At 49.4% G+C, this 13184-nt stretch carries 5 protein-coding genes; all 5 read left to right on the top strand.

Annotated features, from left to right (window positions below; translation table 11 throughout):
• The first annotated feature begins 11 nt into the window (after positions 1-11).
• The 5 genes from PAEAM_RS28685 (at position 12) to PAEAM_RS28665 (ending at position 13119) form a co-directional block, all read left to right on the top strand.
• Positions 12-2366, top strand: a complete 2355-nt coding sequence (locus tag PAEAM_RS28685) for a glycoside hydrolase family 3 N-terminal domain-containing protein (protein WP_100529762.1) — start codon at positions 12-14, stop codon at positions 2364-2366.
• Between the two features lie 4 nt (positions 2367-2370).
• A complete protein-coding gene (locus PAEAM_RS28680; RefSeq protein ID WP_100529761.1) occupies positions 2371-5586 on the top strand; it encodes an alpha-mannosidase in 3216 nt (1071 codons plus the stop codon).
• Between the two features lie 254 nt (positions 5587-5840).
• Positions 5841-7160, top strand: coding sequence for a glycoside hydrolase family 125 protein (locus PAEAM_RS28675; protein WP_100529760.1), 1320 nt, complete (start codon positions 5841-5843; stop codon positions 7158-7160).
• On the top strand, positions 7157-10336 hold the full coding sequence (locus tag PAEAM_RS28670) for a beta-galactosidase (protein ID WP_100529759.1): 3180 nt from the start codon (positions 7157-7159) through the stop codon (positions 10334-10336). Before PAEAM_RS28675 ends, PAEAM_RS28670 begins: the two co-directional genes overlap by 4 nt.
• Complete coding sequence (locus PAEAM_RS28665) at positions 10333-13119, top strand: alpha-mannosidase (protein ID WP_100529758.1); 2787 nt, start codon at positions 10333-10335, stop codon at positions 13117-13119. Before PAEAM_RS28670 ends, PAEAM_RS28665 begins: the two co-directional genes overlap by 4 nt.
• Positions 13120-13184: the final 65 nt, after the last annotated feature.

Raw genomic sequence — 13184 nt, 5'->3', positions numbered from 1 at the left:
GATGCAGATTGATGACTTATAAGGACCAAAGCAAATCCGTAGAGGAACGGGTACAACACCTGCTTAGCCTGATGACTACGGAAGAAAAAGTAGGCCAACTTACGCAGCCATTTGGCTGGCAGACCTATACGAATGATCAAGGGAACATCACGTTAAACGAATCCTTTAAACAGCAAGTGGAAAATGGGGGCGTCGGCTCCCTCTATGGTGCACTTCGCGCAGATCCGTGGACGGGCGTTACGCTGGAAAATGGACTATCTGCCAGAGAAGGCGCTGAGGCGGTCAATCTGATTCAACGTTATGCAATAGAACATTCCAGACTGGGGATTCCCATTCTGATCGGGGAAGAGTGCTCGCATGGTCATATGGCTATTGACGGAACGGTCTATCCTGTCCCTCTTTTACTGGGGAGCACCTGGAATGTGGATCTGTATCGGGAGATGTGCCGGGCAGTAGCACGGGAGACACGTGCTCAAGGTGGTGCGGTCACCTATTCTCCGGTACTGGATGTTGTGCGTGATCCGCGCTGGGGACGTACGGAGGAATGTTTCGGTGAAGATCCGTTTCTCATTGGAGAGCTGGCAGTTGCTTCCGTAGAAGGGCTTCAGGGTGAAAGTCTTGACCGTGGAGATACAGTAGCGGCAACGCTGAAACATTTTGTTGGTTATGGCAGCTCAGAAGGCGGACGTAATGCAGGTCCTGTACATATGGGCTGGCGCGAGCTGCTGGAAGTGGATCTCTATCCATTCCGCAAAGCGGTGGAAGCGGGCGCTGCGTCGATCATGCCAGCATATAACGAAATTGATGGCACGCCTTGCACCGTGAATACGGAATTGCTGGAAGATGTTTTGCGTAAGGATTGGGGCTTTGACGGTCTGGTCATTACGGATTGTGGTGCGATCAACATGCTGGCAAGTGGGCATGATGTCGCGGCAGATGGAATGGAAGCTTCTGTACAGGCGATTGAGGCAGGCATCGATATGGAAATGTCCGGTGAGATGTTTGGGCAATATCTGGTGCAGGCGGTGGCAGAAGGCAAGCTTGATATGCAGGTTCTGGATCAGGCTACCTCTCGCGTGCTGGCGTTGAAGTTCAGACTGGGCTTATTCGAACAGCCTTATGTGGATGCCGATCGGGCAGCAGAAGTGATTGGCAGTGAAGCTCATGTTGAGTTGGCGCGACAATTGGCTGCGGAAGGCATTGTACTTCTCAAAAATGAGGCTGAAACTCTGCCTCTATCCACAGCAACAGCTGGTCGGATTGCCGTCATTGGCCCCAATGCGGATCAGGCCTACAATCAACTGGGCGATTACACATCTCCGCAACCGAAGTCGAAAGTGGCGACGGTACTGGATGGGATTCGCATTAAGCTGGCTAATCATGTGGATGGGCAAACGGAGAAGAGTTCTGTCGGTGCTTTGACTGGTGACAGCAGTACAGATCAGGTTCTTTATGCACCAGGCTGCCGGATCAAAGGTGATTCGAAAGAAGGATTCGAGCTTGCGATCGAAGTTGCCAGTCAAGCGGATACGGTCATTATGGTGGTTGGCGGCTCCAGTGCACGTGACTTTGGAGAAGGAACGATCGATCTGAAAACGGGCGCTTCCAATGTCTCGGATAACTCATGGAACGATATGGAGTGTGGCGAAGGGATCGACCGGATGACGTTGGGTCTTGCCGGAGTACAGTTGGAACTTATTCAGGAGATTCACAAGCTCGGCAAGAAACTTGTCGTTGTTTACATTAATGGTCGTCCCATCACTGAACCTTGGGTGGATGAACATGCCGATGCAATTCTGGAGGCGTGGTATCCGGGTCAAGAGGGCGGTCGTGCCATTGCAGATATTTTATTCGGTGATGTGAATCCGTCAGGCAAATTGACGATCTCCATTCCGAAGCATGTCGGCCAATTACCGATCTATTATAACGGCAAACGTTCCCGAGGCAAACGTTACCTCGAAGAGGATCTGGAGCCACGTTATGCATTTGGATACGGACTTAGCTATACCACATATGAGTACAGTGAACCGCAGCTGAGTGCTGTATCTATGACAACTGATGATTCAGTTACGGTATCGGTGAACGTGACCAACACCGGCCGTTATGCAGGTGCAGAAGTTGTACAGATGTACATCTCTGACGTGGTCAGCTCACTAACTCGTCCGGCCAAGGAACTGAAGGGGTTTGCAAAAGTGAACCTGGAGCCGGGAGAGACACAGACCGTGGAATTCCACATAGGGGCCGAGCAGCTGCAGTATATTGGTCGTGATTTGAAGCCTGTCGTTGAACCAGGACAATTCCATATTCATATCGGCAGCAGCGTAAACGATACGCAAATAGCCGAACTGACCGTAAGGGAGGCGTAAGACGTTGGAACGTATCAGACGATTTATTCGCGAGTTGTCCGAACATCAGTGGCTGGAGCAATTACAGCTGCGCAACTGGGACATTACCCGCGCTTATTATCATGTGCCAGGACAGTATGAGGATCAGGGTGAGTACCCCGAAGGGCAAGATTTTGAGCGTTTTCCGAGCAAACAGGGAACGACTTATTTCTTTAGAACACGTTTGGAGATTCCTGCTACATGGCAGCAAACACCTTATGGGCTTGTATTTGAGACAGGCGGAGAAGGCTTGCTTCGGGTAAATGGGAACTCTTATCAGGGCCTTGACCGCAATCATACCTACGTCACGCTTGATCCATCCAAAGTCGGAAACGCTCCAGAACTGGAGATCGAGATGTTTGATCCGGTACCTGAACCTGTAGACCCGTTGAATCAACAGGCGGTTATTCAGCCGCCAATCACATCAATTACGAGCTTGCTGGTGAGACCTAATGAAGCGGTTCGTAGTCTGATGTATACCGTCATTATTGTCCGTGATTCGGCTGTGTTGCTACCGGAAAGTGACTTTCGGCGGGTTCGCCTGTTAGAACTGGTATATCGTGCGATGGATCAATTTGTAGGCATGTCAACAGAAGAGATTGAGCAGGGTGAGGGTATTCGTCAGATTGAGAATAATCTGAAGTATCATGTGCGTGAGATTGGCGGAAACGCGGAAGGTCTGGAGCATATGGTGGGACAGTCCCATATTGATATTGCCTGGCTGTGGCCTGTACGTGAGACGGTACGCAAAACGAGCCGTACTTTCTCCACCGTGGATGCACTCATGAATGAATATCCGGACTATGTTTATTCCCAGAGCCAACCCTTACTATATGCGTTTCTGAAGGAGCATGATCCCGAGCTTTACGCGCGGGTGAAGCAGCGGATTGTAGAAGGCCGCTGGGAACTGGTTGGCGGCATGTGGGTTGAGCCCGATCTGAACATCCCAAGCGGGGAGTCCCTGATTCGCCAGATGTTATATGGTCAGCGTTTCTATATGGAGGAGTTTGGCAAGACATCACAGATTGAATGGTTGCCGGATACGTTTGGGTATTGTGCCTCCCTGCCACAGATTTTGAAGCATGGCAATGTGGAATATTTCATGACAACAAAGCTCGGATGGAACGACACAAATGTGTTTCCATACGATCTCTTCCACTGGGTGGGCATTGACGGCACACCGATCCTGTCCTACCTCAATCATGGTGTTAACGAGCATACGTTGCCGAAGGACATTCATGATCACTGGCAGTCCTACCGTGAGAAAGCGGCTCATCCGGAGCACATGCTTCTATACGGACACGGAGATGGCGGCGGTGGTGTAACACGCGAGATGCTGGAGTATGTGGATCGCGCAGACCTGATGGTTGGACAGCCTGCGAGCCGATATAGCACAGCTGGAGCTTTCTTTGCCGGAATTGAAAAGGAGCAACCTGTACTTCCGAAGTGGCATGGCGATCTGTATCTTGAGTTACATCGGGGAACCTACACGACCCATGCGCGCAATAAGCGCAACAACCGGAAAGCGGAGGTTCTGTATCGAGAAGCTGAGCTGTGGAATACACTCGCTCTGCCAGATATGGAGGCAGATGCAGAAGCTGAAGTGCGTTCAGCACTGCATGAAGGCTGGAAATTAATTTTGCTGAATCAATTCCATGATATTATACCGGGCTCGGCAATTACGGAGTCCTACGTCACTTCGAATGAGGAATATGTACAGGTATTTGAATTGGGCAGAACCGGACTGGATCAAGGCATTGCTGCATTGACAACGGGTATCAACACAGAGGGACCGGAAGGTTCAGTAGCCTATGTTGTATTCAACAGCCTGGGCTGGAAACGGAGTGCAGTCGTTCAACTTCCTGTGCAGGATGGCTTGGATCGCTACGGCATCGATGAAAAAGGCCAGCGCTTGCGGATGGATCGGGAGGATGGCAACATGTCTATTCTCGTGACAGACATTCCGGCGTTTGGATATAAGACGATTTGGCTGGTACCGGAAAATACAAGGGAAACGAATGTACGGGAAATGAAGAACCTTGCCGCACAAACAACCTTTAATGATACATGGGATACTGCCTTTTATCATGTGCAGTTCAACGAACGTGGGGAGATCACCCGTCTGTGGGATAAAACCGCAGAGCGTGAGATGCTGAAGCCGGGTGAACGAGGCAATCAACTTCACTTCTTCCACGATCGTCCAACGCTTTGGGATGCATGGGATATCGACAGTCGTTATGAAGAACAGATTGCTGGCGAAGTGGAACTTTTGGAGAAAAAGCTGGTGCTTGCGGGTTCAACGAAAGATGTCCTGCGCTTCCGCTGGAAGCTACATCAATCGGAAATCACACAAGATATCGTCTTTTATCATGACTCACGGCGAATTGATTTCCAGACACAGGTGAACTGGAACGAAAATCACAAACTTCTGAAAGTTGGTTTCCCGATTGATGTGGTGACCTCCAAGGCCACATTTGAAATTCCATTTGGCGCACTGGAACGTCCAACACATCGCAACACAAGCTGGGAGCAAGCCCAGTATGAAGTCTGTGGACATCGCTTCGCGGATGTATCCGAATATGGATACGGCGTGAGCCTGCTCAATGATTGCAAATATGGGTACGACGTGCAAGGTAGCACCATCCGTTTGTCCTTACTTCGTGCACCAAAATGGCCGGATCGCACGGCTGATCTGGGAGAACATGAATTCACCTATTCCCTGTATCCACACGACGGAGACTGGAGAAACGCACATACTGTACGTCAGGCGGCTGAGCTGAATCATGAGGTGACAGTACAGCAGGTGAAACAAGTGCAACAGTCGCAACAAGTGCAACAGATAGAGCAGGTACAGCCGAGGGAAGAAGTACAGCAAAGCACAGGGAATGGCGTCGATCCAATTGCAGATGCAACTGCAAATGCGGCACCTGTACGTCCAGCAACAGGCTCCTGGATTAACTTTAATAGTAATCACGTCATTCTCGATACGGTCAAAATGGCAGAGGATGGGCACGGAACAGTCCTTCGTTTCTATGAATCATCAGGCAAACGCGACAACATCACATTGCAATGGCCACATGCCTTTGAACAGGCGTATCACTCCAACGCACTGGAAGAACCGATCAAACCACTGGCCCATACCAATGGCCAGATTACATTATCTTTTAAACCTTACCAAATACAAACCGTGCTACTGCGGTAAACCTTTTTGAAATATTTCGAGCTATATATGTTCTACTAAAAATTCACACGTTAACGGAGAGGACAGAAAGAATTCGAAGAAGCGAAGCGTTCGCCTTTATCCCCAGATTTTACCCTTTAGAAAAGGGAATCAAAAAAATCTGGGGATAACAGCGATCGGAGGATATTTCTGACCGCGCAGTGGTCCCGTGTAAATTTTTTGTTTCATCCTGTATAGCTACACCATTCAATTTGTTTAAGGAGTTGCACTCATCCATGGAACAGTTCAGATTACCCAAAATACCCATGCCACCTGTTGCTTTGCCACAATCCATTCAGGCCGTGCTCGAAGAAGCAGAACAGAAACTGGCTCACCGACCAAAACTGCTTCAATTATTCAAAAACTGCTTCCCTAACACTATCGAAACAACAACCAAGTTGATGGAGGACGGTACGACTTTTGTTATCACAGGAGATATTCCGGCTTCCTGGTTGCGTGATTCCGTGGAGCAGGTGGTACATTACATTCCGTTTGCAAAAGAAGACGAGGACCTGCAACGCATTATTGGCGGGCTGATCAAACGTCATATCCAGTATGTTCACATCGATCCATATGCCAATGCCTTCAATGAGACTGCTAACGACTGGCATTGGAACACCACGGACGAAACAGAGATATCGCCTTGGGTGTGGGAACGCAAATTTGAGATTGACTCATTATGTTTTGTTGTACGTTTGGCGTATTTATATTGGAAGGAAACCGAGCTGACCGACATTTTCGATTCAAGCTTCAAGGCAGCGATGCGTAAAATCGTGGACCTGTTCAAAGTCGAACAGCATCACATGGAACAATCTCCATATCGCTTCACTCGTAATAACGGTATCCCAACAGATTCCCTGCGCAATCACGGAAAAGGTATGCCAGTCAACTACACGGGGATGATCTGGTCCGGTTTCCGTTCCAGTGATGATGCGTGTGATTTCCACTACAATATCCCTGGCAACATGTTCGCGGTTGTAGCTCTGCGCCAGATGCAGGAGTTTGCCGAGTGGGTGTTCCGGGATATGGAACTTTTGCAGGAATTGAAGGATCTGGAGCAGGACGTGGATCACGGCATTCAGTTGTATGGTATTTATCGTCATCCGGAATTTGGACCGATCTATGCGTACGAGACGGACGGTTATGGCAACCACTGTCTCATGGACGATGCGGGTACACCGGGACTCATGTCCATCCCATATCTGGGTTACGTCACAGCGGATGATCCGATCTACCAGAATACGCGCCGTTTTGCCCTGAGCAAAGAGAACCCGTTCTATTATGAAGGCAAGGTTGCCAGAGGGATTGGTAGCCCTCACACCCCACCAGATTACATCTGGCATATGGGATTGTCCATGCAAGGTCTGACTGCGCAGTCTGCCGAGGAGAAACTGGAGATTATTCGCATGCTCGAAGCGACAGATGCAGATACGGGTTATATGCATGAAGGCTTCCATGCCGATGATCCAACGATTTTTACACGAAAATGGTTTGCATGGTCCAACAGCCTGTTCTCCCAGTTGGTCTATAAATCCATGAAGGATGGCCTGTTATGAGTATCCAACCTAATGATAAAAAGCTGATTATCTTCGCTGATCCTGCGTTTCCGATGGAAGGTGCTTCTCCAACTCATGAGGCTCTGAATACATGGAAAGCAGTTGAAGAGATCACCGTTGTAAACGCCGAAGAACTCGCAGAGGCTTTGAAGACCACAGCAGGTGAAGGATGTCTGGTCAATCTGCATGCACCCTATTTTCCCAAGTCCGCCTGGACGGAGATTGCAGCTTACTTGCATCAGGGCGGAAGCCTGATTAGTGTTGGTGGTGCGCCCTTCAAACGTCCAGTTCGATATGAGAATGGGGCATGGGTTGTAGAGTCAGAGCAGACTGCGTATCATCAGGAACTTTATATTCATGAGGCACTGAACGTATCTTCTGCCAATGTGCAATCGTACACTTCATCCGAACAGCTCCCGCTTCTCACTGGGAAAGAGGGGCTGTTCGAGAAGGCAGATACATGGAATCTGGTTCCACATACAACCAAAACAAGTGATCTGCCCCACCAGATGGGTTCATCAGGACCGATGAGTACGCAGATTTATCCGTTACTTCGTGGCATGAATAAGGATGGACGCAGCATCGCCGCTCCGGTCGTTCTGTGGGAAAACTCCCGCGGGACTTTCGTTGGTTCACGCTGGATGTTTGTGCATTTACCACTGACCACCTCATTCTGGACGCAGGATGGCGCTGCTGAGATTGTGAAGTGGGCGCAATTCTGTGCGCAAGGTGTAACCGAGTTATCCCTCAAAACGAATTATGCTTCGTATGAGCCAGATGAGCGGGCTGTACTCACACTTCAAGGCCAGATTTTACAGCGTGCAGGCAATAGACTTACCGAATCCGAGCTGTGGACGTTTGACATAACGGTCGAGCATGAAGATCGCACAAGTGGCACGACGGAGAAGGTATGGAGCCATCGACTGGAGATGGAACTTTCCGGTGAGCAGCGTTTCGAACGTATACTTCTCCCGGTTTCCCTTAAAAGTGGGCTGTATCGGATCGTATGCCACGCGCAGGCTCCTGACGGTGAAGTTCGGACCTTGCGTCAAGGCTTCTGGGGACAGGATGCTGCACTGCTGGCAGAAGGGGAAGTGATTACCCGCAGCAGGGATTATTTTGTAAAAGACGGACGTCCTCTCCCTGTTGTGGGTATGACCTACATGACCTCCGATGTGGCACGGAAATTTTTATTTCTGCCCAATGCGGATGTCTGGGATCGAGACATGGCTCAGATGGCAAAAGCCGGCATCAACTGGATTCGGACGGGAATCTGGACCGCCTATCGCAACATGATGCAGGTAGACGGACATATGGCAGAGGATGTGCTTCGTGCCATTGATGCATTTATTTTAACGGCGAAACGCCACGGCTTGCAGGTCACGTTCACTTTCTTCTCCTTTACACCAGAGACATGGGAAGGCACGAATCCGTATTTGGACCCGCAGAGTGTCGAAGCACAGAAACGTTTCATCCGCAGTATCGTCAGTCGTCACACGCATACAACACATGTGGACTGGGATCTGATTAATGAGCCATCGATGTTCGATCCAGTACGTATCTTCTCAGCTGGCCCACGCTCGGCGAGGGATTCGTATGAACAGCAGGCTTTTATCGCTTGGCTTGAACAACGGCATCAGACGATTGAGGCGTTGCAGGAGGCATGGAACATGTCACCGAAGCAGCTTCCGAACTTTGCTGCCGCGGTGATCCCGGAGGCGGAAGAGATTAACTTTGATGTACAGGACATGCACAAGGCCAAAAAGGGAACACGCTGGCTCGATTACTGTCTCTTCTCTATGGAGATGCACAATGTTTGGGCAAGAGAGCTTGTAGGTACGATCAAAGACCTGGTTCCCGATCATCTGGTCACTGTGGGACAGGACGAAGCCCTTGGTGCACAGCGTCCTTCTCCGTTCTTCTATGAACGTGAAGTGGATTATACAACCGTGCATTCCTGGTGGTTGAACGATGATCTGATCTGGGATGGCATTTTCGCTAAAACGCCACATAAGCCAAATCTCATTCAGGAGACGGGCATCATGTATGTGGAAACTCCAGATGGACGAGCTAAGCGTACAGAAGAAGAGCTTCGTGGCATTCTCGAACGCAAGTACGCCTATGCTTTTTCGACAGGCGGCGCTGGCGCCGTGCAATGGATCTGGAACACCAACTTCTATATGGATAATGCCAATGAGTCCCACATTGGGGCCCTTCGTGCAGATGGTACGGAGAAACCCGAGGCGGATGTGTCTTATGATTTTGGCCGATTCATGGATGGCATTCGTGATCTCTTTGAAGACCGCGATCTGGAGGATATTGCAGTGGTGTTCCCGTATTCCAATGACTTCTCCAACCGTGCCCTCGCCTATGATGCCACAACAAAGCTTACTCGCGTGATGTCTTATGATCTGAAATTGCCATTCCGTGCGTTATCCGAATATCATCTGGAAGCGTTGGAGCAGCAGCCGCCGAAGCTGATTATCGTACCGAGTCCGCACAATATGGAGAGCGATGCACTTCAACAATTGCTCACGTTTGCGGAGAAGGAAGGCACGAGCCTGCTCATTACAGGGCCGCTGGGACTGGACGCATACTGGAAGGCAACTGACCGGGCCGATCATATCGTAGGCAAACGGAGTCTGGGTAATGTGCAACGGGAAGAATTGCTGAATATTAATGGCGTGAATCACCGGGTGACCTATGGACGGCGTCGTATCGCCGAGGTGGCAAAGGAGACGTTGCTTCATGGGGATAAAGGTACAGCAGATGAAGTACACGTTCTGCCTTTGGGCAAAGGGAAATTAATCTGGACTCCACTGCCGCTCGAGTTAAATGGACGGGACGAGCCACTTGCTGAATTGTATCGTTATGCGACTGAAATTTCGGGCATCGAACAGGAGTTGGAATGGATATCTGGCGGAGATATCGCAGGGATCTATGGACGGAAGCTGAGTTTTCCAAAAGGAAATATGTATGTATTTGTATCGGAATTTGCCTTGAACCATGAAGTTCACGTGAGAGATCAACGTACAGGTGTATCGTATGCGTTCCAACTGGAGAAAAATCGTTCGGTGCTGTTTGCCACGGATGCTTCCGGAAAGCTGACTGCGGTGTATCGCCCTGATGAGGTTGAGATTGTACAACAAGATGAAAGAGGTGGGATAACACGATGACCAAAAAAAAGAGAGCACATATTATTTCGCATACCCACTGGGATCGGGAATGGTACTTGCCGTATGAGAAGCATCATATGCGTCTTATTCAGCTCGTCGATTCACTGTTGGATCAGCTTGATGAGGGATCGGACTATAAAAGCTTTTATTTGGATGGACAAACGATTATTATCGATGACTATCTTCAGGTTCGACCGGAGCAGAAGGAACGACTGGAGAAACATATCCGAAATGGGCGGATTGTGATTGGACCATGGTACATTTTGCAGGATGCGTTTCTGACGAGCGGAGAAGCCAATGTGCGCAACATGCAGGTTGGACATAAGGACGCCAAACGTTACGGCACCCCTTCGAAAATTGGTTACTTTCCCGATACATTTGGATTGGTCGGGCAGACTCCACAGCTGATGCAGCAATCAGGCATTGATAATGTGTTTTTTGGACGTGGTGTGAAGCCGACGGGATTTAACAATACGGTATCGGATGCCGGATATGAATCAAGCTTCTCGGAGCTGATGTGGGAAGGACCAGACGGATCAAAAGTGCTCGGTGTATTGTTTGCCAACTGGTACTCCAACGGAAATGAAGTTCCTGTAGACGAGGAATCGGCCCGCAAGTTCTGGGAAACCAAGCTTGCAGATGCCGAGAAATATGCATCGACCAATGAGTTGTTGTACATGAACGGATGTGATCACCAGCCGATTCAGCGAGATCTGCCAGAAGCGATTCGCATGGCTGAACAATTACATCCCGATATCGAGTTCATTCACTCCAACTTTCCGGATTATCTGGAAGCTTTGAGAGCATCGTCTGAACATGAACTGTCCACGGTCAAAGGCGAATTGCGCAGTCAGCGTACCGATGGCTGGGGAACTCTGGTGAACACCGCCTCGGCTCGTGTGTATCTGAAACAGATGAACCAGCTGGGCCAGACTATGCTGGAAAAAGTGGCTGAACCCCTGGCATCCTACGCCTATCTGCTTGGACATGCCTATCCACATGATCAACTGACGTATGCCTGGAAAACGCTGATGCAAAATCATCCGCATGACAGCATCTGTGGATGCAGTGTGGATGAGGTGCATCGCGAGATGGTGACACGGTTTGATAAGAGCCGTCATGTAGCAGAGGCTTTAATTGAAGAGAGCACCAGCCAGATTACTACAGCTGTCGATACCTCCATATTTGAGCGTTACGGCGAGCAGGCTCGACCTGTTGTGGTATTTAATACAACGGGTTGGGAACGCAGCGGTGTAGTTCAGATGGAACTGGACGCGGCTCGGTTGTATTTCCGGGATGGACATACGTTGGAAGAGATGGCGACGCAGATGAAAGCCGTTGACCTGTCAGACCGCGTACTTGTAGATGAAAAAAATGGTAACCACATTCCATGTACGGTGGAGGATCTGGGTCTACAATTCGGCTATGATCTGCCGGATGATCGCTTCCGCCAACCGTATAGTTGTCGGCGAGTACGTATTCGTTTTGAAACAGAAAATGTAGCTGCATTTGGACTAAAAACCTATGCATTGGTCAACTTTGTGGATCATTCAAAGAGTGGCTCTCCATCGAAAATAAATACCTTGTTGCGTGGTGAACGTGGCATGGAGAATCAATATTTGATCGTCACGATTGCAGACAACGGTTCATTCACACTCACAGATAAACGGACAGGCCGGACTTACAAGGACCTTGGCGTATACGAAAATGTGGGTGATATCGGTAATGAATACATGTTCAAACAACCAGAGAATGAAGTTGCATTGACAACACAAGTGCTTCAGGCCGAGATTCGGGTCCTTGAGGATACATCATACTTGGCCTCGTTTGAAGTTATTCATCATTGGGAAATACCGGAGTCAGCGGATGAGATGCTGGATCAGGAACAGCGAGAACTGATTTATTATCCACATCGCAAAGCCCAGCGTTCAACTAAAATGATTCCGCTCCAGATTCGTACAGTGATATCACTGAGTCGTAATGGAAAAGGAGTACAAATGGAAACAACCTTCAACAATCAGGCGAAGGATCATCGGGTGCGTGCTCTTTTCCCAACGGATCTTGTATCTGCTGTTCATCATGTGGATTCCATGTTCGAAATTGCAACGCGTGATAACAAGCCTGCACCGGAGTGGCAAAATCCAAGCAATACACAGCATCAACAGAATTTTGTGGATGTGAGTGAAAAAGAGGCGGGATTGGTCGTAGCCAATCTGGGTCTGAATGAATATGAAGTCCTTCAAGATGGACGTAACACCATCGCCGTAACGCTGCTTCGTGCTGTGGGCGAACTCGGAGACTGGGGTTTGTTCCCGACACCGGAAGCACAATGCCTTGGTGAACATACATTTCAGATCGAGATCATTCCGCATGATGGAAATGGTGCAGCGTCAGGTGCATATATCGAGGCTTATCAGTTCCAGGTTCCTTGGACGCTGGCACAAACCGAAGTACACACGGGTTATCTGACACCTAACAACACACCGTTTGCATGGCAAGGAGACGGCTTGGCTTTTTCTTCACTCAAGGTGAATGAAGATTCCGGTGATGTGATGCTCCGCTGGTTCAATATGACCACCGAATCCGTCACGTTGAAGCTTGCTGCATCGCAAGCGAATCCACAGCCATTCGAAACGGCGTACAAGAGCAACATCCTGGAGGAGGAGGGCGCAAGGCTACATGCCCGTAGCATAGAAGAGGCATCAACATTATCATTTGCCAGCAAGGAATGGAACATACAGACAGGTTCATGCGAGATCGTTACTGTCGGCTTGCGCCGCTGATAAAAGTTGTTTGAAGAGTCGAAAAACAGACTTTTGAACACACACTAAAAGGTACAGGACTGCAA

Origin of the sequence: Paenibacillus sp. GM1FR, assembly GCF_002803315.1 — a bacterium.
Taxonomy (GTDB): Bacteria; Bacillota; Bacilli; order Paenibacillales; family Paenibacillaceae; genus Paenibacillus; species Paenibacillus amylolyticus.
This window is presented reverse-complemented; position numbering and strand designations above follow the sequence as displayed.